Origin of the sequence: Gordonia desulfuricans NBRC 100010 (assembly GCF_001485495.1) — a bacterium.
In the GTDB taxonomy this organism is placed as follows: Bacteria; Actinomycetota; Actinomycetes; order Mycobacteriales; family Mycobacteriaceae; genus Gordonia; species Gordonia desulfuricans.
In genome coordinates this window covers 25,761-46,565 of record NZ_BCNF01000078.1, presented here as the reverse complement: position 1 = coordinate 46,565, position 20,805 = coordinate 25,761, and the positions used below count along the sequence as shown (strand labels likewise).

The 20,805-nt window shown below is 68.3% G+C and carries 18 protein-coding genes; 5 read left to right on the top strand and 13 right to left on the bottom strand.

Translation table 11 applies throughout. From position 1 onward, the window contains the following. Positions 1-156: 156 nt before the first annotated feature. The 8 genes from GD1_RS13485 to GD1_RS13450 all read right to left on the bottom strand — a co-directional run bounded on the left by GD1_RS13485 (position 157) and on the right by GD1_RS13450 (position 10,296). The gene (locus GD1_RS13485; protein ID WP_020793803.1) at positions 157-909 is read right to left on the bottom strand and encodes a sirohydrochlorin chelatase; all 753 of its coding nucleotides are present in this window, start codon (positions 907-909) and stop codon (positions 157-159) included. Next, positions 906-2,096 carry a uroporphyrinogen-III synthase gene (locus GD1_RS13480; RefSeq protein WP_059037496.1) on the bottom strand — a complete coding sequence of 397 codons (1,191 nt, stop codon included), beginning with the start codon at positions 2,094-2,096 and terminating at the stop codon, positions 906-908. Before GD1_RS13480 ends, GD1_RS13485 begins: the two co-directional genes overlap by 4 nt. Then, positions 2,093-2,506, bottom strand: a complete 414-nt coding sequence (nirD, locus tag GD1_RS13475; RefSeq protein ID WP_059037494.1) for a nitrite reductase small subunit NirD — start codon at positions 2,504-2,506, stop codon at positions 2,093-2,095. The genes GD1_RS13480 and nirD overlap by 4 nt, the downstream gene beginning before the upstream one ends. Continuing rightward, positions 2,506-5,106, bottom strand: coding sequence for a nitrite reductase large subunit NirB (gene nirB, locus GD1_RS13470; RefSeq protein ID WP_059037492.1), 2,601 nt, complete (start codon positions 5,104-5,106; stop codon positions 2,506-2,508). The genes nirD and nirB overlap by 1 nt, the downstream gene beginning before the upstream one ends. A gap of 30 nt (positions 5,107-5,136) precedes the next feature. After that, positions 5,137-6,663, bottom strand: coding sequence for a nitrate/nitrite transporter (locus GD1_RS13465; RefSeq protein WP_059037491.1), 1,527 nt, complete (start codon positions 6,661-6,663; stop codon positions 5,137-5,139). A gap of 220 nt (positions 6,664-6,883) precedes the next feature. Further along, positions 6,884-7,738, bottom strand: coding sequence for a TIGR02569 family protein (locus GD1_RS13460; RefSeq protein WP_059037489.1), 855 nt, complete (start codon positions 7,736-7,738; stop codon positions 6,884-6,886). 122 nt (positions 7,739-7,860) lie between these two features. Next, entirely contained in the window at positions 7,861-9,036 is a 1,176-nt protein-coding gene (moeZ, locus tag GD1_RS13455) for an adenylyltransferase/sulfurtransferase MoeZ (protein WP_059037487.1), read from the bottom strand. A gap of 129 nt (positions 9,037-9,165) precedes the next feature. After that, entirely contained in the window at positions 9,166-10,296 is a 1,131-nt protein-coding gene (locus GD1_RS13450; protein ID WP_083534177.1) for a DUF3152 domain-containing protein, read from the bottom strand. Between the two features lie 126 nt (positions 10,297-10,422). On the opposite strand from GD1_RS13450, the gene fasR reads away from it, so the two are divergent. Then, positions 10,423-11,103: an HTH-type transcriptional activator FasR gene (fasR, locus tag GD1_RS13445; RefSeq protein WP_059037485.1), complete on the top strand. Its 681-nt coding sequence runs from the start codon at positions 10,423-10,425 to the stop codon at positions 11,101-11,103. Positions 11,104-11,229: 126 nt separating this feature from the next. Here the strand turns inward: fasR and GD1_RS13440 are convergent, their stop codons facing one another. Both GD1_RS13440 and GD1_RS13435 read right to left on the bottom strand, forming a co-directional pair. Then, the gene (locus GD1_RS13440; protein ID WP_059037508.1) at positions 11,230-11,460 is read right to left on the bottom strand and encodes a DUF3107 domain-containing protein; all 231 of its coding nucleotides are present in this window, start codon (positions 11,458-11,460) and stop codon (positions 11,230-11,232) included. Between the two features lie 224 nt (positions 11,461-11,684). Continuing rightward, positions 11,685-12,374, bottom strand: coding sequence for a ferritin-like fold-containing protein (locus GD1_RS13435; RefSeq protein WP_059037483.1), 690 nt, complete (start codon positions 12,372-12,374; stop codon positions 11,685-11,687). A gap of 280 nt (positions 12,375-12,654) precedes the next feature. Here GD1_RS13435 and GD1_RS13430 point away from each other — a divergent pair, with 280 nt between their 5' ends. Together GD1_RS13430 and GD1_RS13425 are read left to right on the top strand one after the other, a co-directional pair. Further along, on the top strand, positions 12,655-14,286 hold the full coding sequence (locus tag GD1_RS13430; protein ID WP_059037481.1) for a DEAD/DEAH box helicase: 1,632 nt from the start codon (positions 12,655-12,657) through the stop codon (positions 14,284-14,286). Between the two features lie 49 nt (positions 14,287-14,335). Next, complete coding sequence (locus GD1_RS13425; RefSeq protein ID WP_174519054.1) at positions 14,336-15,598, top strand: Rv3212 family protein; 1,263 nt, start codon at positions 14,336-14,338, stop codon at positions 15,596-15,598. A 27-nt stretch (positions 15,599-15,625) separates the two neighbouring features. Here GD1_RS13425 and GD1_RS13420 read toward each other — a convergent pair whose 3' ends face one another. Next, positions 15,626-16,417 (bottom strand): ParA family protein, encoded by a 792-nt coding sequence (locus GD1_RS13420; RefSeq protein WP_059037480.1) that lies wholly within the window; start codon positions 16,415-16,417, stop codon positions 15,626-15,628. Positions 16,418-16,491: 74 nt separating this feature from the next. After that, on the bottom strand, positions 16,492-17,013 hold the full coding sequence (locus GD1_RS13415) for a hypothetical protein (RefSeq protein ID WP_059037505.1): 522 nt from the start codon (positions 17,011-17,013) through the stop codon (positions 16,492-16,494). A gap of 502 nt (positions 17,014-17,515) precedes the next feature. On the opposite strand from GD1_RS13415, the gene GD1_RS13410 reads away from it, so the two are divergent. Both GD1_RS13410 and GD1_RS13405 read left to right on the top strand, forming a co-directional pair. Then, positions 17,516-18,466 carry a diacylglycerol/lipid kinase family protein gene (locus tag GD1_RS13410; protein WP_059037478.1) on the top strand — a complete coding sequence of 317 codons (951 nt, stop codon included), beginning with the start codon at positions 17,516-17,518 and terminating at the stop codon, positions 18,464-18,466. A gap of 368 nt (positions 18,467-18,834) precedes the next feature. Then, entirely contained in the window at positions 18,835-19,089 is a 255-nt protein-coding gene (locus tag GD1_RS13405) for a WhiB family transcriptional regulator (protein WP_006330074.1), read from the top strand. 118 nt (positions 19,090-19,207) lie between these two features. Here GD1_RS13405 and GD1_RS13400 read toward each other — a convergent pair whose 3' ends face one another. After that, positions 19,208-20,704, bottom strand: a complete 1,497-nt coding sequence (locus GD1_RS13400) for a sensor histidine kinase (protein ID WP_059037476.1) — start codon at positions 20,702-20,704, stop codon at positions 19,208-19,210. Positions 20,705-20,805 lie beyond the last annotated feature (101 nt).

Here is a 20,805-nt window from a genome sequence, read left to right as displayed (position 1 = left end):
ACCGTCGACCCACCGAGGTTTCGACACGGGTCCTCGCGATGCTCGGCCCCGGCTCAACCACCAACTTCCGTTGCGGCAATTGATGGTTGAGCCGACACGGAGCGTAACGAGGCACCACCCACTTCGAGGTGGTCACCGACATCGCCGACAGCGACGTCAGTGCAGCAGCGGCGCGGTGGTGCGGTAGGGACTCACGGCCGCACGCATGCGGGTGACGATGAGGTCGACGATCGCCGGGTCGGCACCGAGGGGCTCGGTGACGGCATCGGCACCGTAGGTGAACAGCCGCTGGTGGAACAGACCGGGCGCCAACAGATGTGACGCCACCACGACGCGACGGCCGGTGCTGCGGGCCTGTGCGATGGCATCGGGAACAGTGGGTGTCGCAGTGGCGATGAAGCCCACCTCGACGTGCCCACCGATCAACGACTCGAGCTGGCGGGCGGCCAGCGACACCTGCGCACAGGCGGACGGATCGGAGGAACCGGCTGCGGCCAGGACCACCGCATCACCGGGACGCCAGCCCGCCTCGACCAGGCGACGACGGGTGACATCGGCGATCACCGGATCGGGTCCGAGCGCACGGGTGACGATGGTGTCGGACCGTCCCGCGAGGGCAACATGCTCGGGAATGTCTTTGCGCACATGGTATCCCGATGCCAGGAAGGCGGGCACGAGCACTGCCGGGCGGCCATGGTCGAGGTCGGCGATCACCTCGCTGGGCGTGGGACCCAGCACGTCGACGAAGGCCGTGCGGGTGCAGCCCACCTTGGCGGCCACCAGCTCGGCGATCTCGGCGATCACCGCGACGCCGTGCGGATTGCGGGTCCCGTGCGCCACGAGCACCGGGTGCACGTCGGCCAGCCGGTCGCCGTGTGGAAGTCGGAACTGCTTGGTATGTCGAATCATTCGTCCCCCGTCTCTTCGGGTTCCTCGGCCTCGTCGTATTCCAGGTCGACGGCCAGCCGATAACCGCGTTTCACCACGGTCTGGATCATCTTGGAGTCACCGAGGGCCGCCCGCAGGCGTGCCACCGCGACTTCCACCGCATGGGTGTCGGCACTGTCACCCGGTAGTCCGCGCAGCAGTTCCTGCCGCCCGACCACCCGTCCCGGCGACTTCGCCAGCATCTTCAACAACAACTGTCCGGTCGCGGACACGTCCCGCATCTCACCGTCGACCAGGACCGCCTGACCGCGGATCGCGGTGTCGTGGCCGGCCACCCGCAGGGTGCGGCTCCGGCGCGGCAGCTCGTCGGTGATCAACCGCACCAACGCACCCAACCGGAATCGGCGTGGATAGGCCGTCGGGATCTGCAACGCCTCCAGCGGGCCCGCACTGACCGAGCCGACACACATCACCGGCACCGCCGTGCGCATCGCGTGCACGAACGGCTGCAGCTTTCCCAGTTCCTTGGCGCGGGTGAGGATCGCCGCAGCGGCCGGTGCACTGGTGAAGGTGATGGCATCGAGGTCGGCCCGGATGGTGGCCGTGATCATCTTGTCGATCCGGCCCACATCGGGATGCATGTTCCACCGGTACACCGGCACGGCCAGGACATCGGCACCGGCCGCACGCAACACCGCGCAGAAGTCCGGCAGCGGCTCCCACTCGGTGGTGGCACCGTGCAGCTGCACCGCCACCCGTACCCCGTCGACACCCTCGGCCAGCAGGCGGTCGAGCACCTCCGACGACGACTCGCTCTCCGGCGACCATTCCTCCCGCAACCCGGCGGCACGGATCGCGCCCTTGGCCTTCGGACCACGCGCGATCAGCCGGCTCTTGTCCAGCGCGGCCACCAGCGCCTCGGCCTCACCCCACCCGTCGGCGGCCTCCACCCAACCGCGGAAACCGATTCCGGTGGTGGCGACCATGATGTCCGGCGGATCGGCGATGATCCGACCGGTCACCCGCTCGAGTTCGGTGTCGTCGACGAGCGGCAGAATCCGGATCGTCGGCGCCAGCATCACCTCGGCACCGCGACGCGTCAGCAGGGCCGCGAACTCCTCCGATCGCCGGGCCGCGGTGATCCCGATGGTGAATCCCTCGAGGGGCAACTCGTCCGGCACGGTGGCCGGGCGGCGGCTGTCGCTCATCGTGTCCCATCGACGGCAGCGGCGAAGTGGACCTCGACGACACCGTCGACCACCCGCACCGCCAGCGACGGCACCGCGACGGTGTCGTCGTCGAGGCACACCCCCGACCGCAGCGAGAACACCTGCTTGCCGATCGGGCTCGCCACGGTGGGCTCGCCGCCGTGGTCACCGGTCAGCCCGCGCGAGAGCACCGCGGCGCGGGCGAACGGGTCGATGTTGCCGATCGCGTGCAGCCGCGACCGTCCGACGGCCTCGCGGTCGGTCTCCGACGCCGGGATGCGGAACAGCGCGGCCTGCGCCCCGTGCGGTCCCAGCACCCCGACGCCACGTCCGACGACGAGCTCGTCGAGTGCACACACGCGCACCCAGACGCCCGTCTGAGTCTGTTCGGCAGTGTCGATGATCGTCATCAGCGCACTCCTTCCGATTCCAGCGGGACATCCGTCCCGGCCGATTCCACGAGGACACCGGCCCCGACCGACGCCGACCGAACGGTGGGCAGGTCGAGCAACACCGGGACCTTGCGCTCGTCTCCCTCGGTGAACCGGATGGTGGGGTCTGACACCTCCGGAGCGTTCACGAACGACACGAACCGCTTCAGCTTGTCCTCGTCTTCCAATACTGCGGCCCACTCATCACGGTAGCCCGCGACGTGGAGCTCCATCGCCGCCTCCAGCTCGGCGGCCAGCCCCAGGCTGTCGTCGCAGACCACCGCCTTGAGGTGGTCCAGTCCGCCCTCGAGCGACTCCAGCCACGGCGCGGTGCGCTGAAGTCGGTCGGCGGTGCGGATGTAGAACATCAGGTACCGGTCAATGTAGGCGACGAGCGTCTCGTCATCCACACCACCGGCCAGCAGCTGCGCATGCTTGGGTGTCTGACCGCCGTTGCCGGCGACGTACAGGTTCCATCCGTGCTCGGTGGCGATCACACCGACGTCCTTGCCGCGGGCCTCGGCACACTCGCGGGCACAGCCGGACACACCGAACTTCAGCTTGTGCGGCGACCGCAGACCGCGGTACCGCTTCTCCAGGAACACCGCCATCCCCACCGAGTCCTGCACACCGTAGCGGCACCAGGTGGAGCCGACGCAGCTCTTGACCGTCCGCAGGCTCTTGCCGTAGGCATGCCCCGACTCCATGCCCGCATCGACGAGGCGACGCCAGATCTCGGGGAGCTGATCGACCCGGGCACCGAACAGATCGATCCGCTGACCACCGGTGATCTTGGTGTACAGGTCGAAGTCGCGGGCGATCTCACCGATCACGATCAGCTGTTCGGGGGTGACCTCGCCACCCGGCATCCGCGGGACCACCGAGTACGACCCGTTCTTCTGCATGTTCGCCAGGAAGTGGTCGTTGGTGTCCTGCAGACCGGCCTGCTCGCCGTCGAGGATGTGATCGCTCGACGTCGACGCCAGGATCGACGCGACGGTGGGCTTGCAGATCTCGCAGCCCGATCCGGTGCCGTACCGGTCGATCAGTTCGGAGAAGGTGCGGATGCCGGTGACGGACACGATCTCGAACAGCTCGGCGCGCGACTGCGTGAAGTGCTCACACAGCGACTTGCTGAGCTGCACGCCCGACGCCTCGAGCAGGGCCTTGATACTCGGCACGCAACCACCACAGGTGGTGCCGGCCGAGGTACACCCCTTGACCGCCGCGATGTCGCAGGCGCCCTCGGCGATGGCCGAACAGATCGTCCCCTTGGAAACGCCGTTGCACGAGCAGATCTCGGCATCGTCGGGCAACGCGTCGATACCGACGCCCGCGCCGCCGCCCGCCGGGGTGATCAGTGCCGCCGGGTCACCCGGGATCGCGCGACCGACCATCGGCTTGAGCATCGCGTACGCCGACGCGTCACCCACCAGGATGCCGCCGAGCAGGGTGGACGCATCGTCGGAGATGACGACCTTGGCATACTTGCCGGCCACCGGATCGGAGTAGACGATCTCGAGGGCGTTCTCGGTGGTGCCCATGGCATCACCGAAGCTCGCGACGTCGACACCGAGCAGCTTGAGTTTGGTGGACATGTCCGCACCGGGGAACTCCGCGGCTCCGCCGAGCAGTTGTTCGGCGACCACCTCGGCGGTGGAGTATCCCGGGGCGACCAGCCCATAACAACGCCCCTCGACCGCGGCCACCTCACCGATCGCGAAGATGTCGGGATCATCTGTGCGGCAACCGGTGTCGACGAGCACACCACCTCGTTCGCCGACCGCCAGACCGGCATCGCGGGCGAGTTGATCACGCGGGCGCACACCGGCCGAGAAGACCACCAGTGCCGCGTCGATCACCGACTCGTCGCTCAGCGTCACCGACACCCCGCCGGTACCGTTGTCGGCGATGGCCGACGTGCCGACCCCGGTGTGCACATGCAGCCCCAGATCGGTGACCAGGTTGGCCAGCACCGCACCGCCGCCGTCGTCGACCTGCATCGGCATCAGCCGCGGGGCGAACTCGACGACATGCGGGGTCATCCCCAACAGCCGCAGGGCATTCGCCGCCTCGAGGCCGAGCAGCCCGCCACCGACCACCACGCCGACCGCACCCGGTCCGGCGACCTCGGCCACCGCGCGGATGCCGTCGAGATCGTCGAGAGTGCGGTACACGAAGCACTTCTCGTGATCGTGACCGCTGACCGGCGGGACGAACGGGTACGAGCCGGTCGCGAGCACCAGCGCGTCGTAGTCGACGGTACGACCGGAGTCGGTCACCACCCGGCGTCCGGCACGGTCGACGGAGGTGACCGTCTCCCCCAACAACGACTCCACCGCGATGTCACCGTCATAGGTGTTGCCGCTCAATGCGAGTGCGGTGCGATCCCACTCGCCCACGTAGGAGGACAGGCCCACCCGGTCGTATGCGGGTTCGGCTTCCTCACCGATCACCACGACGCGCCAGGTGCCATCGGTGTCCCGCCGGCGCATCTCCTGCACGAATCGATGTCCGACCATTCCGTGTCCGGCGACCACGACGGTGCGCGACGTGTTCATCTCGGTTCCCTTCGTCATGCGTGTACTGCTCTCGTCTGCCAGGCCCGGTCAGGCCTTCGCCTCGACGGTCTCGGCGTCGGTGGCTTCTGCGGTGTCGGTGGACTCTGCGCTCTTACCGGAACCCTCCAGTGCCGCAGCGATTTCCGGTGAGACCACGTGGATGTCGTCGGTGTGGCTGTAGTTCGGGTCGAGGACGACCTCCCGGCGGGCGTAGAACCACCAGGTGATGACACCGGCGATCACGTAGAAGGCCAGGAAGATCCAGAACGCGATGGTGGCCGACTGGTTGGCCTTGTAGCTACTGCGCAGCACCAGGTTGATCGCGACGCCGCCGAGCGCGCCGACCGCACCGGCGATCCCGATCAGTGCTCCCGACATCGACCGCGACCACAGGGTGCGGGCCATGCCGTCCACACCGGTCAGGTTGCGGGACTTGTGCTCGAAGATCGTCGGGATGATCTTGTAGACAGAGCCGTTGGCGATACCAGAGATGGCGAACAGCAGGATGAACCCGACGATGAATCCGGCCAGCTGCGGCGTCTCGATCTTGTGGCCCGCATGTCCGTCGGCGACGGTTCCGGCGATCACCAGGATGATCGAGGAGGCGACCATGCCGACGAAGCACCACAGGGTGACCTTGCCACCGCCGAAGCGGTCGGCGAACTTCCCCCCGAGCGGACGGAACAGCGATCCCAGCAGCGGACCGATCCAGGCGATCTGTGCGGCCGAAAGTGCTGCCGCGGCGGCGGTCTCACCGGATGACTTGAACGAGATGTTGAGCACCTGGCTGAACGCGAAGGAGAAGCCGATGAACGATCCGAAGGTGCCGATGTAGAGGATGGAGATCAACCAGCTGTCGTAGTGCTTGAGGCAGTCGATCATCGCACGGCCGCTGGAGGTCTGGTGATCGAGGTTGTCCATGTAGATCGCGGCACCGACACCGGCGATGGCGAGACCGACAAGGTAGATGGCACAGACGATCTCGGGCTTGTCCGAGGCCAGCCAGATCACCAGCAGGCCGAGCAGCTGCACGGCCGGCACACCGATGTTGCCGCCACCGGCGTTCAGTCCGAGAGCCCAGCCCTTCAGCCGCTGCGGATAGAAGGCGTTGATGTTGGTCATCGACGAGGCGAAGTTGCCGCCGCCGAATCCGGTGAGCGCTGCGACGAAAAGGAACCAACCGAAGCCGAATTCGCCCGGGTTCATCATCAGCATCATGGTGAGGCCGGTCGGGATGAGTAGCACCACCGCGGAGAAGATCGCCCAGTTCCGGCCGCCGAATCGCGCAGTGGCCTGGGTGTAGGGGACGCGCAGGCAGGCACCGACAAAGGTGGCGGTGGCCGCGATCACGAACTTCTGGTCGGCGTTGATACCGTACTCGGGTCCCATGAACAGGGCCATCACCGAGAACAGCGACCAGATCGAGAAGCCGATGTGTTCGCAGATCACCGACCAGACGAGGTTGCGGCGGGCGATCAGGGCGTTGCCGCCCTCCCAGGCAACGGTGTCCTCGGGATCCCAGTCGGTGATCGTGTGGTCTCTTCGCAGATTGTCCAGCAGGCGTGAGGTTGCCATGTGGTGTCCCATCGGGTTGGTGACAAGTGACTGTGGCGTCGGGGCTGTGGCCGTATGACCGACGATCAGCGTCGATCGTTGAACCAACGGTAGGGACGCCGTGTTGCGCCACTTGTCACGGTCGTGACTGAGAAGTCACGTTGTTCTCACATCCACCACCTGGGGGTGTGAGCCGGATGGGACGATGCGAACGCACCGACAGAACTGCGCGTACCTGCGGTTATACCATCAGACGGACGATGTCGACGACCCGTTTGAGACCGGGTAGCGCGCCGGCGGTGGACCGGGGGTGCAGGGCATGGACGGCAAGCCGGAACATGGTGGCCCGCAACATCATCTGCGGCCACTCCGGCTGATCGGACCAGCGGCGGACCAGATCGTCGTCGGCGCCACCCCAGGCGAGGGAGTCGACGACGACCACCGCCGCCGCCCACGACGCCGGGCGCCAGTAGGGCACGATGTCGGTGATCCCGGGTGCCGCCGCCCCGGCGAACAGCACGGTCCCGAACAGATCCCCGTGCACCACTTGGTTTTTCAGCTCGACCGGCTTACGCAGGGTCGCCAGGGTCTTGAGGATCGCGACGCTCTCCTGCCCGTCCGCCGACGTCGGCTCGGCCATCCCCGCGGCGCGCGCGGTCCGCAACGGCACATCCTCCCAGGCAGCCCGGTCGGCGGCGTTGAAGACGTCGACGTCGGTGTGCGGCGGCGCGGGCTGCTGCAGCAGGAACCGAGGACGGTCCAGATCGGCGATGGCCTCGTGCAGCCGGTCGGCCACCGACACCACCTCGTCGTGACGTGGCTCGGGGGTTCCGGCGATATAGGTGTCGGCCCGCCAGCCGGACACCACATAGCGACCGTCGGTGGCCCGGAACGGACGGGCGATCCGCAGCCCCTCGACATAGAGGTTCTCACGTACCGACGCCGACCACGCGGCACGCGCGTGGTCGGGAACCAGCGACAGCACCACCTCGCCGACACGCCAGCCGCCCAGCCACGAGTCGCCCATCGCGATCGGCGGGTGGGAGGTCAACCCGAATGTGTTCAGCACATGATCGGGCGGCTCGACAGTGTTCACATCTGCAGAGATTACCGAGCCCGCCGGGCAATCCCCGGGAACGACGCGGTGACGTGCCCCTGCGGACGCCGGGCCGGACGATCGGCCGATCGCGGTGTCGGTGGGCCGGTTCGCGCCGGAACTCAGTAGACCGGCAGCTCTTTGTCGACCTGGCTCGCCCATGCGGTGATCCCACCCTGCAGATGCCTGGCGTCGGCGAACCCCGCGCGCTTGAGGGCGGCGAGGGCCTCGGCCGAGCGGATCCCGGTCTTGCAGTAGAGCACCGTAGGACGATCCTGCGGGATGTCGGCGAGCGCTGCCCCGGACAGGATGCGGTCCTTGGGGATCAGGGTGGCGCCGTCGATGTGCACGATGTCCCACTCGACCGGCTCACGCACGTCGATCAGGGCGATCCGGTCACCGGCGTCGATCTTGTCCTTGAGTTCGGTGGCCGTCAGCGTCGATCCGGCCGCCGCCTGCGCAGCCTCGTCGGAGACGACGCCACAGAACTCCTCGTAGTCGATCAGTTCGGTGATCTTCGCCCCGTCGGGGTCCTTGCGGATCCGGATGGTGCGGTAGGTCATGTCCAGGGCGTCGTAGACCATCAGCCGACCGAGCAGTGGCTCGCCGATGCCGCAGATCAGCTTGATCGCCTCGGTGCCCATGATCGATCCGATCGAGGCGCACAGGATGCCCAGCACGCCGCCCTCGGCGCACGAGGGCACCATCCCGGGCGGCGGGGCCTGCGGATAGAGGTCGCGGTAGTTGATTCCACGGCCGTCCGGGGCGTCCTCCCAGAACACCGACGCCTGACCCTCGAACCGGTAGATCGATCCCCACACGTACGGCTTGTGGGCGAGCACGGCGGCATCGTTGACGAGGTAGCGCGTGGCGAAGTTGTCGGTGCCGTCGAGGATGAGGTCGTACCGGGAGAACAGTTCGACGGCGTCCTCCGGCTCGAGGCGCTGATCGTGGATGTTCACCGTCACGAACGGGTTGATCTCGCGGATCGAGTCGCGCGCCGACTCCGCCTTGGGCCGACCGACATCGGACTGGCCGTGGATCACCTGACGCTGCAGGTTGGACTCGTCGACGACGTCGAACTCGACGATGCCGATGGTCCCGACACCGGCCGCCGCCAGGTAGAGCAGGGTCGGTGAGCCGAGGCCACCGGCCCCGATCACCAGCACTCTGGCATTCTTCAGTCGTTTCTGCCCGGTCATCCCGACGTCCGGGATGATCAGGTGCCGGCTGTAGCGCGCGACCTCCTCGTTGGACAGTTCGGCCGCGGGTTCAACCAGCGGTGGCAAAGACGACACAGCTGCCTCCGATCATCGACGACGGATCAGGCCGCGGGGATGCGACCGACTGGCAGGGTCAACGATGCCCCGCGGTGGTGCATTCCCCACGTGCGCCCGGTCCGCACAGGTCGCGCGGACGGGTTCTCGTCAGGTCGGCGAATGTCCGGGGAACGGCCACGGGTTGGGCTTGCACACGAAGGCCGGGTCGGCCTTGATGTCGGGGTCGAGCGCCAGGATCTGGGCGTTGGCGGTCCCGAAGGACTGCTGCATCATGATCGGCGCGAGCGCCCCGTTCGCCGGACACGGCACGTGGTGCTCGTACCCGATACCGTGACCGACCTCGTGGTTGACCAGGTACTGCCGGTAGGCGACGTCGTCACCGGCATAGGACAGCGCCCCACGGACCCAGCGGGCCTCGTTGAGCGTGACCCGCTTGTCCGGGGGGTAGAAACACGACGTCTCCAGCTTGATCTGGTATCCGCACAGTTCCCGTGTGGTCCCGGTGGAGCCGAGCGAGATCCGCAGGTCCGGCTCGCCCCGGTCGATCCGCCGGAACGAGACCTTGCCGTCGCCGATCCAGCTGCGGTCGTTGGCCAGGGTGGTGTCGACCATCTTCGCGAACGACCGGTCACCACCGAAGTCCTGCCCGTTCAGGCCGTCCTCCACCTCGACGGTGTAGGTGTAGGCCTGTCCCCCGGTCCCGACCTGTCCGGTGGTGCCGGGCACCACGTGGAAGGTCTTCTTCCCGGCGACGGTGAACGCGCCTCCCGGCGGCAGGACGCCGGCGGTCAGTTGCGCCTCCTGGATCTGCCCGGTCGGTGCACCGATCGGGGTGGTCTCCTCGGTCACGAGCGCATTGCGGGCCGACGGATCGGGCGCCACCTCGGACGCATTGCTCCCGCCGTCGGAGTCACGGATGGTGAACACGAGCAGGATCACGGTCAGCACCACCAGCACCGGGATCGCATACGCCCGCCAGCCGTAGGTCGCGACGAATCGTCGCAGCGCATTCGGCTGCGGTTCGTCGGCGTCGTCACCGGCGGAATCCCGACCGCGGTCGCCCCGGGCACGCCCGACCTCGTCGGTGGGATCCCAGCGGGCCCGCAGCGGCTGATCGGGAAGCGGACGAGGTCGTCTCGGTACATCCCCCGACCCGACCCGCCCCGACCCACCACGTGCGGTCCGCGGTCCGGCCTCCCCGGCCCGGACCCGCCCCTCGGTGCGGAACGCCCCCGGGTCCTTCGACTCGTTCCCGGGCGCATCTTCTGTGCGGCTCACGTGTCACACCTTCTCACAGGATGGCACGAATACCACGGAGGACATCGTTCCGGCGGACCGGGAACCGTGCCCCAACCGCGACGATGCCGCCGCCGATCGGCGTCACCCCCCGAGTACCCTCGAACCATGTCTACAGCCGCCAAGGCCTCCTCCGGGCGAAACGGAACCCGGCTCCCTCGGAGCGCACGGCGCATGCAGTTGCTCGAAGCCGCGAGCGAGATCTTCGTCGAACGCGGATACCACTCGGCGGGGATGGACGAGATCGCCATCCACGCGGGCGTCAGCAAGCCCGTGCTGTACCAGCATTTCCCGTCGAAGCTCGACCTCTACATCGCCGTGGTCGACTCGCATGCCGAAAAGCTCGTCGCCGACGTCAACAAGGCCCTGCTGACCACCACCGACAACCGCAAGCGCGTGCGGGCGGCGGTCGAGGCGTTCTTCGACTTCATCGACCTGGACAACTCCGGCTACCGGCTGATCTTCGCGTCGGATGTGATGGACCCTGCGGTCATCCGCCGCACCGAGGGCGCCACCGAGGCCTGCGTCGACGCCGTGTACGGGCTGGTCATGCAGGATTCCGGACTCGACCCCTACCGGTCGCGGATGCTGGCGGCCGGGCTGGTGGGTGCCAGCCAGGTGAACGCCCGCTACTGGCTCGAGGCCAAGCGGCCGATCGACAAGCAGACGGCCGTCGACACCACCGTCGCCCTGCTGTGGGGCGGGCTGTCGCATGTGCCGATGCAGCCCGGCGGTTCCTTCGGTGATCCGGTCGTCGTCGCCCCGGCCGACGACGGTCAGGCCGACTGACACCGAACCCGGCGCACCGGGAGGACCCGGCCGGCGCACGAGCCCGACGAGCACAGAAACGACCGACGGCTGCCGTCCCCGCGAGGGGAACCGGCAGCCGTCGGTGTCTGCGGTGAACGCGACCGGTCAGGAACCGAAGCCCACCCGGCGTCCCTCGGCGGCGCCGACCTCGACGTAGGCGATCTTGGTGACCGGCACCAGGAACCGCGACCCGCGGTCGTCGGTGAGCACCAGGAGTTCCTGCTTCCCGGCGAGTGCGGCCTCGACCGCGGCGAGTGCATCCTCGGCCGGCAATGCCGAGGCGATCGACAGTTCGCGCGGGCTGTCGGTGATGCCGATCTTCACTTCAACGGTCATGGCCACCCTTCGGTTGTGGTTGGAGCTCGTGCGCGGGCTCGACGGTGACGCATCGTCGCCGAACATCCGCTCGCCGAACCAGGTTAATCCAGCGTCGCCGACCGATGTCAGCCGCTCCGCTATGGGCTGAACCGCATCCCCGGAGACGAGCGCGGCCCGCAGGGCCGATCCGGGACGGAAGGCGCGGGCGTCCGCGGCCTGCGGAACCCGGCCGCAACCCGGTCTCAGCCGAGACCGAGATCGGCCATCCGCTGCGCATGCCGTGCCGAGACCGTCTCGAAGAAGTCGGCGACGCCGTGCAGCGACGACGCCCCGGCGAACAGCAGATCCATCACGTCGTCCTCGGCGGCGAGCACCCACTGCGTGTGGGTCACCGCCTCCCCCAGCAGGCGTCGGCCCCACAGCGTCAACGGGGAACGCAGGTCGGGATCGGCCGCGATCGCGGCGTTGACGTGGTCCCGCGCGAACTGGGAATTACCGGTCTCGGCCATCACCGACGCCACCACCTCACGCACCGACGCGGGCAGCATCTGGGACAGCTCGTTGTAGAAATCGGCGGCCAGGCCATCGGCGACATACGCCTTGACCAGCGCCTCCAGCCAGGTCTTGGGCGTCGTCGCGTCGTGATACTGGTCGAACACCTTGCGGTAGCGCACCACCGACTCCACCGGGTCGAGTCCGCGTCGCGTCACCTGCTCGGCGAGCATCTCGTAGTGCGCGAACTCCGAGGTCGCCATGCGGGCGATGGCGATGCCGGCATCCTCGTCCGGGGCCATCGACGACTCGGCGACAAGGCGGTAGAAGGCGGCGTATTCGCCGGCGAGCAGGACCGCGAAGAGCTTGGCGATCGCACCGTCGTCCGGGTCGATCGAGGATGTCGGGAGGGGCTCGGACGCATCGGCAGACGGCGACATGCACTGATGGTAACGGGTCCGCCGAGGCCACCACGTACACTGATGGTCGGTGTAGTACCGCGGACGTTGCGTTCCACCCACGTGGATGTCCGGCAGCCCGACTGCCCCGCGACCGCGGACCACCCGGCATTGTGCGCGCACTTCGAGCCCACACCCGCCGTCCGACGCGGCCCCCGACGGCCGCGCGACGGCCCGCGAGATACGTCGATTCCCGGCGCTCGCGGTCATGTGGAGCCTTTCGTGCGTGCTCGAGCAGATACGAAAGGCACACGAAAACCACATGACCGATACCGGAACCGAATCAGACGTGCAGACGACCATCGTCGACGAGACCCACAGCTCGCCGACCTTCGCCGAGCTCGGCGTCGACCCCCAGATCGTCGAGGCGCTCGCCGACGACGGCAAGACCCACACCTTCGCGATCCAGGAACTCACCCTGCCGCTGGCGCTGGCCGGCGACGACCTCATCGGTCAGGCCCGCACCGGCATGGGCAAGACCTACGGCTTCGGCGTCCCGCTGCTGCACCGGCTGGCCAACGCCGCCGACACCGGGGTGCGCGCCCTCGACACCACGCCGCGGGCGCTGATCATCGTCCCGACCCGCGAGCTCTGCCTGCAGGTCACCGGCGACCTCGAGGTGGCCGCCCGCAAACTCGACGTCACCCTCGCCGACGGCACCGAGCGCAGGATCCGGATCACCGCGATCTACGGCGGCCGCCCCTACGAGTCGCAGATCTCCGAGCTGCAGGCCGGCGTCGACGTCGTCGTCGGCACCCCCGGTCGCCTCCTCGACCTGGCCAACCAGGGTCATCTGATCCTCGGCAAGGTCTCGGTGCTGGTGCTCGACGAGGCCGACGAGATGCTCGACCTGGGCTTCCTGCCCGACATCGAGCGGATCATCTCGGCACTGCCCGCCGACAAGCAGACGATGCTGTTCTCGGCCACCATGCCGGGCCCCATCGTCACCCTTGCCCGCACCTTCCTCAACCGGCCGACCCACATCCGCGCCGAGCACGCCAACGACTCCGCGGTGCACGAGCGCACCACGCAGTACGTCTACCGCGCCCATGCCCTGGACAAGGCCGAGCTGGTCGCACGCATCCTGCAGGCCGAGGGTCGCGGCGCCACGATGATCTTCACCCGCACCAAGCGGACCGCACAGAAGGTCGCCGACGACCTCGCCGAGCGCGGCTTCGCGGTCGGCGCCGTGCACGGCGACCTCGGCCAGGTCGCGCGCGAGAAGGCGCTCAAGCGCTTCCGCAACGGCGACATCGACGTCCTCGTCGCCACCGATGTCGCCGCCCGCGGCATCGACATCGACGACGTCACCCACGTCATCAACTACCAGTGCCCGGAGGACGACAAGACCTACGTGCACCGGATCGGCCGCACCGGTCGCGCGGGACGTACCGGTACCGCGGTGACCCTGGTCGACTGGGATGAGCTGCACCGCTGGGAGCTGATCAACAACGCCCTCAAGCTCGAGGTCCCCGCCCCGGCAGAGACCTACTCCACCTCCGAGCACCTGCGTGAGGAGCTCGGTATCCCGGAGTCGGCGACCGGGCGGATCGCCAAGCCCAAGCGCGAGCGTGAGTCCGACGAGGGCGAGCGACGTCCCCGGGCCGAGCGTCCGGCCCGTACCCGCACCCGTCGTCGGACCCGTGGCGGCAAGACGGTGAACGACGATGCGGCCGAGAACACCGGCGACGCAGCCGCCGACTCCGCGGTCGCCACCCCGGACACCGCAGCCGAGGGTTCCGCAGCCGAGGGCAAGAGCGACGGTGAGGGCACCGACGGTGCACCCCGTCGCCGGCGCCGTCGTCGCGGCGGCGCCCGCCGCCGCAGCGGTGGGGACGCCGGCACCACCGAGAGCGCAGACGAGAGCGCCCCGGCCGCGGCTGCCGCCGAATAACTCAGGGGCAGAAGCGATCTCGACGCCAACCGAGCATCAGGAACCGCCGGTGCGGACACCGATCACACCGGAACGCAGGACCCGCGTCGACCTGGTGGTCAGCGCTGTCATCGTCGTGGTGCTCGTCGTCGCCGGTGTGGCGGTCTGGTACGTCTCTCCCGCTCGCCACGCCGACGACGTCCAGGCCACATCGGACTCCCCGGCGTTCGCACCTGCCGACGTCGTACCGGCCGCCTTCGTCGCCCGCTGGCATGCGGCGTCGGCGGCCACCGGCACCCCGGCGATCACCAAGTCGCTGATCGTCACCGCCGACGGCGGCGAGGTCACCGGCCGTGACCCGGAGACCGGGCACCAGGTGTGGCGCTACTCCCGCGACATCCCGCTGTGCACCGCCGCGGCGGCGTGGCCGAACAGTGCCGACGAGGTACTCGCGGTCTATCGCAACTCCCGTGGATGCTCGGAGGTCACCGCCCTCGACGGTGGCACCGGGCGCCGCGTCGGCAACCGGACCAGCGACGCCGACGACACCCTGCATCTGGTCACCGACTCCGGCTATGTGCTGGCGCAAGGGCCCGGCCGGCTGGAGACGTGGGGATCCAATCTGGTCCGCGGCATCGAGTACGGCCGGGTCATCGCCCCGGTCAATCCCGACGTGCAGCCCGGCCGGACGGACTGCACCCTGTTCTCCTCGGCCATCTCCGGCGATCGCCTCACGGTGATCGAACGCTGTGCCGACGATCCCGGGTACCGGCTGACCGTGCTCGGGGCGCTGCTCGACAGCAACGAGAAGGTCACCCAGTACGGGTCGTCGCTGATCACCGACATCGCGACCGGCCCACCCCCGGTGGTCATCGCGATGAGCGGGTCGGCGATCGCGGTCTACGACGGCGGGACCAACGCGTCCGCCCCGAGCAGGCCCACCATCCGACTGTTCGACACCGACGGCGCACCGGCGGGCACCGACATCGTCCAGGGCAACCCGGCACCCCCGGCCGACAGCATCCCGCTGACCTCCGGCGGGGTCATCACCTACTTCACCGGCACCGCCACCGTGGTGCTCGACGCGCAGTCGCTACGTCCGCGCTACCTGGTGCCCTCGACGCTGGGTCCCGGCGAGATGATGGCCGGGGAGTTGCTGCTCCCGGGACCGTCGGGGGTCAGTGTGCGTGATCCCGCGACCGGCAGACCGGTGCGGACCATCGCGCTGAAGCGCGAGGGATACACCGGTGGCACGGTGAGCCTGCGGGTGGCCGGCGAGTCGGTGGTGGAACAGCGCGGCCCGACCGTCGAGGTGTACGGCCCCGCCGGCTGACAGGGCCCACCGCGATCCGCCCGAAGGTCAGCTCGGGTCGAAGGTGCGGACCGGTTCCCCGGCATCCCAGTACTTGCGGAGGTTCTCCGCGAGCTGACGGTATGCCATGGCGCCCTTGTTCTTTCGGCCACGCATCACCGACGAGCCGGATGCCGACGCCTCGGCGAACCGGACGGTCCGCGGGATCGGCGGGTCGAGGACGGGCAGACCGTAACGGTCGGCGACGTCGGACAGCACATCGCGGCTGTGGGTGGTACGGGCGTCGAAGATGGTCGCCACCGCGCCGAGCATGGTCAGGTCCGAATTGGTGATCTGCTGGACCTCGGTGACCGTCCGCAGCAGCTGGCCCACGCCACGATGGGCGAGCGTCTCGCATTGCAGCGGGACGATCACCTCGTGCGCGGCGGTGAGCCCGTTGAGGGTCAGCACCCCCAGCGACGGCGGGCAGTCGATGAGGATCACGTCGAAGTCCTCGGCCACCTCGACCAGCGCCCGCTTGAGCGCGTACTCCCGCCCCGGACGCATCAACAGCAGCGCCTCGGCACCGGCGAGATCGATCGTCGCCGGCAGCAGCGTCACGTTGTCCTCGGTGTCGAGCAACACGTCGGCGATCTCTTCGTCCCCCAGCAGCACGTCGTGCACCGACCGCTCGAGCTGGTCGGGATCATGCCCGAGCGAGAACGTCAGACACCCCTGCGGATCGAGATCCACGACGAGCACCGACACATCCAGATCCGCCAAAGCCGCACCCAACGACGCCACGGTCGTCGTCTTGGCCACCCCACCCTTTTGGTTCGCAATCGCGAGAATGCGCGTCATGCACCCCACCTTACGGCCGGTACCGCCGCCGCACGGACCTACCGACCCCACCGATCACCGTGAGCGCAGGACGCTCACCTGGATCGACGCCCCTTCCCGGAGCCCCCGCTCCGCGGACTGCTGCCGCCGGGACGTCCCGACGACGGCGGGCGGGGCGGGGCGTCGTCCTCGACCAGGTCGGCGGAGATCCACCGCAGCGATGCCGGGGTGAACAGCATCACCAGGGTGGTCAGGGCGAGCAGGGCCAGCGGGACGGCGAAGATCGCCTGACCGCTGGTGAACAGGTAGTAGGCCACCGGGAGCAGCAACAACTGGGCGACCAGCGAGATCGCGCGGCCCCAGCGGCGGCCGACGAGCAGCGCCACGCCGCCCACCAGGACGCCACCGAAGATGATGCCGAACCACAGGGCGGTGCCGTAGCCGCTGATGAAGTCCTCGTGATGGCCGGCCATCTCACGAATCACCAGGACGACCGCGAAGATCAACGCCACCGCACCCTCGAACGTGGTCAGCGCACCTGCCACCCGGATCTGGGTGGGCGGCGCCTCCACGGCCTCGGTCCCCGCGTCGTTCTCCGGGTCTTTGCTCTTGCTCACCCGTCCAGAGTAGAAGGTGTGCGCACGTACGCTCTGCGCACCTGAGCCGTCGTCGACCTCTCCGACGCCGACGAGGCCCCGCAACGCCCCCTCTGCCCCGAAACCCGGGGAACGCCCGAAACCCGGGGAACGCCCGAAAGTGAGGGAACGCCCGAAAGTAGGGGAAAGTCACCTTCCCCTACTTTCGCCATCGTCCCCGAGTTGCAACACGGGGAAGACGTCGAAACTCGGGGAAGAAGCACTTTCCCCTGGTTTCAGGGAGGGAGAACGGCATCGGGAGCGGTCACAGACCTCGGGGAAGAAGCACTTTCCCCTGGTTTCAGGGGTGACGAGCGGCATCGAGAGCGGTCACGAACCTCGGGGAAGGAACACTTTCCCCCGGTTTCAGGGGTGACGACGGATTGCGACGACGGGCGACGCGCGGCACCCGGACACGCGGTCACAACGACGCCGCCTGCGCGAAGCGACCGCTCACCCCATATCCTCAGGAGTCGTGCGCGTCATGCTCATCGTCAATCCGTTCGCCACCGCGACCAGCCCCGCGGGTCGTGATGCCCTGGTCAACACCTTGAGCTCACACTTTCCGGTGGATGTGGAGCACACCACACACCGCGGTCACGCCGGCGAACTCGGGGCCCGGGCGGCCGCCGAGGGCTACGACGCGGTGATCGTGCACGGTGGCGACGGCTCGGTGAACGAGACGGTCAACGGCCTCCTCGGCGCACCGTCCGCCCCGCCCCGCGACCGGTTGCCGATGCTCGCGGTGATCCCCGGCGGGAGTGCCAACGTGTTCTCGCGCACCCTCGGCATCGACCGGGATCCGTTGCGGGCGACACGTCAGGTGATCGAGCTGCTCGACCGCGGCGAGCATCGTCGGATCGGCCTGGGCCACTCCGCCGACCGCTGGTTCGTGTTCAACGCCGGTATGGGCATGGACGCGATCATCGTCCACGCGATGGAGGACAAACGTCAGGCCGGCAAGGCCGCCACACCGGCGCGGTATCTGTGGACCACGGTGCGCAGCTTCTTCAGCAACGCCTCGGACACAAAGACTTTCACGGTCACCACCGCCGACGACAAGCCGCTCGAGAACGTGCGATTCGCCTTTGTCAGCAACACCAGCCCCTGGACATACCTGGGCAGCCGGGAGATCCGCACCAATCCGACAACCGGATTCGACACCCGCCTCGGCGTCTTCGCCGCCACTTCTACCGGCGTCATGGCCAATCTCCCGCTGGCCACCCGGCTGCTGACCCACCGCAACCCCAAGGCCCGGCATCTGTTCCGCACCGACGACGTCGAATGGGTGGAGTTCAGCGCCGACGAACCCCTCGACGTCCAGATGGACGGCGACTACATCGGCGCGCACACGGCGATCCGTTTCGACCATCGTCCCGATGCCCTGGACGTGGTCGCACCCCTCCCTCAGAACGGCACAATCGACCCGAAGTGAGCCAACCGGACATCCCGGACGGCTGTGACCGGAGCCACTGCTGTGGTGGAACTCACCACACCTGCTTGGCCTGATCATGCCGGAGGACGGGTTCCGACCTGCAGAATTCGCCCACCTGAACCGAGGATCGAGCGTATAGTAGATCATCGTGGTTCGAGCTGACCCACCGCCCCCCGCCAAGGGCGCTCCACCGACAGTGATATTGCCCACGTGTTAACCGAAGCCCATTGACTTCGTCTGGATTCGTGAAAGTATTCACAAGCAACAACGCGGAAACATTCGGTGCCTCCGCGTGAACTATCGGTTACAGCCACAACCACCCGCATAGAGGTTTTCGAGTGGTGCGCAAAGCACCTGAAGGAGAAGTAATGGACTGGCGTCACAAGGCCATCTGTCGCGACGAGGATCCGGAGCTGTTCTTCCCAGTGGGAACCAGCGGTCCGGCCATCGCCCAGGTCGCCGACGCAAAGCTCGTCTGCGCGCGTTGCCCCGTCACCGCCGAGTGCCTGTCGTGGGCCCTGGAATCGGGCCAGGACGCCGGCGTCTGGGGCGGAATGAGCGAGGACGAGCGTCGTGCACTGAAGCGTCGCACCGCACGCACCCGTACCCGCAGCAGCGTCTAGCGAGTACCCACGCCGTCCTCCACCGGCGGCGCACAAGAGACCCGGCCACGGCCGGGTTTTTTGTTGCCCCGGCGATCGACGGCACCCCGTCCGGGGTTGGGGCAACAGCGATCCCGCCTCACACCGGGATGGTCACCAGCACTTCGGTTCCCGGTCCGGCAGGGTTCGGACCGGCGGTCACCTCGCCGCTGAGTTCGATCGAGACGAGGGTTTGCACGATCCGCAGCCCCAATTGGTTCGACGACGCGAGGTCGAAACCCTCGGGCAGCCCGGAGCCGTTGTCACGCAGCGCGATACGTAGGCGACGCACATCACGGTCTGCCTCGATGTCAATGCGCGCATCGGGTTTGGGCTCGGCGAAGCCGTGTTCGATGGCGTTCTGGATCAATTCGGTGAGCACCATCACCAGTGGCATCGCACGGTCGGATGCGAGCACACCGATGCGATCGTTGTGCCGCACCGTGATCGGGCTCTCCCCCGAGGCGACGTCGACGAGCATCGGCACCAGACGATCCACGGCCTCGTCGATGTCGACCTCCTCGTCGACACTGCCGGAGAGCAGTTCGTGGACCAGGGCGATCGAGGCGACCCGGCGCACGGCCTCGGTCAGCGCCACCCGCACCTCGCTGTTCGGGGTCCGGCGCGCCTGCAACCGCAGCAACGCCGACACCGACTGCAGGTTGTTCTTCACCCGATGGTGGATCTCGCGGATCGTCGCGTCCTTGCTGATCAATGCCAGATCGCGACGTTTGACCTCGGTGACGTCACGGATCAGGACCACTGCACCCGAGCTCCGGCCGCCCGGACGCAGGCCCACCGCCCGGATGAGTACGGTCGCGCGGCTCGCGTCGACCTCCATCCGCATCCCGATGTCGCGGTACGGCCCGGCCGGTGGTTCGTGGACGCCGGCCGCGCCGTCGAGCATGATGCCGAGATCCTCGGACTCGAACGGATCGGTCAGCAGCGAGGCCGCGACCTCCGACAGCCGGGTCCCCGACAACTCCGACGTCCACCCCATCCGATGGAACGCCGACAACGCGTTGGGACTGGTGTAGACGGCGATGCCACGCTCGTCGAGCCGGATGAAGCCGTCACCCGCGCGCGGCGTCGACAGCCCCCGGGGATTGCCCTCGGGCAGCGGGAAGGTGCCGTCGGCGACCATCTGACTCAGGTCGTTCGCCGAGTCCTGATAGGCCAGTTCCAGCGGCGACGGCAGTCGCGGGTGGGTCAGGTCGACCGCGCGGGTCAGCACGCCGATCACCCGGCCCTCGTATCCCACCGGAACCGCCTCGCGGCGGATCGCCATGGCGCCCATCCACGCCGGGTCCTCGTCGCGGACGATGCGCGCGGTCGCCAGGGCCCGCAGCACCTGCGGGTTGGCCCGCGGTTCGATGACGGTGCCGACCTCGTCGTTCGGGAAGACCGTCGAGGCCGTGTTGGGGCGGCACTGGGCGACGGTGACGACCTCGCCCTCCTCGGTGCGCACCGACAGCAACAGGTCGGCGAACGACAGGTCGGCGAGCAGCTGCCATTCGGCCACGAGGCGCTGCAGATGGGCCGCGGCATGGTCGGCCAGGGTGGTGTGTTCGGCCAGCAGATCGGCCAGGGTGGACATGTCGGATCGGCCTCAGCGCACCGCGCGGCCGGCGTCGACGACTCCTGTCATGGACATAACGTAGCCCACCGCCGTCGGGCTCCGGTCCGCCGGTGCACCGC

What these genes read in the sequence shown, in the direction of transcription:
- GD1_RS13485 (WP_020793803.1), bottom strand. Translation starts at nt 909, where the DNA reads ATGATTCGACATACCAAGCAGTTCCGACTTCCACACGGCGACCGGCTG.
- GD1_RS13480 (WP_059037496.1), bottom strand. Translation starts at nt 2,096, where the DNA reads ATGAGCGACAGCCGCCGCCCGGCCACCGTGCCGGACGAGTTGCCCCTC.
- nirD (WP_059037494.1), bottom strand. Translation starts at nt 2,506, where the DNA reads ATGACGATCATCGACACTGCCGAACAGACTCAGACGGGCGTCTGGGTG.
- nirB (WP_059037492.1), bottom strand. Translation starts at nt 5,106, where the DNA reads ATGACGAAGGGAACCGAGATGAACACGTCGCGCACCGTCGTGGTCGCC.
- GD1_RS13465 (WP_059037491.1), bottom strand. Translation starts at nt 6,663, where the DNA reads ATGGCAACCTCACGCCTGCTGGACAATCTGCGAAGAGACCACACGATC.
- fasR (WP_059037485.1), top strand. Translation starts at nt 10,423, where the DNA reads ATGTCTACAGCCGCCAAGGCCTCCTCCGGGCGAAACGGAACCCGGCTC.
- GD1_RS13440 (WP_059037508.1), bottom strand. Translation starts at nt 11,460, where the DNA reads ATGACCGTTGAAGTGAAGATCGGCATCACCGACAGCCCGCGCGAACTG.
- GD1_RS13435 (WP_059037483.1), bottom strand. Translation starts at nt 12,374, where the DNA reads ATGTCGCCGTCTGCCGATGCGTCCGAGCCCCTCCCGACATCCTCGATC.
- GD1_RS13430 (WP_059037481.1), top strand. Translation starts at nt 12,655, where the DNA reads ATGACCGATACCGGAACCGAATCAGACGTGCAGACGACCATCGTCGAC.
- GD1_RS13420 (WP_059037480.1), bottom strand. Translation starts at nt 16,417, where the DNA reads ATGACGCGCATTCTCGCGATTGCGAACCAAAAGGGTGGGGTGGCCAAG.
- GD1_RS13410 (WP_059037478.1), top strand. Translation starts at nt 17,516, where the DNA reads ATGCTCATCGTCAATCCGTTCGCCACCGCGACCAGCCCCGCGGGTCGT.
- GD1_RS13405 (WP_006330074.1), top strand. Translation starts at nt 18,835, where the DNA reads ATGGACTGGCGTCACAAGGCCATCTGTCGCGACGAGGATCCGGAGCTG.
- GD1_RS13400 (WP_059037476.1), bottom strand. Translation starts at nt 20,704, where the DNA reads ATGTCCACCCTGGCCGATCTGCTGGCCGAACACACCACCCTGGCCGAC.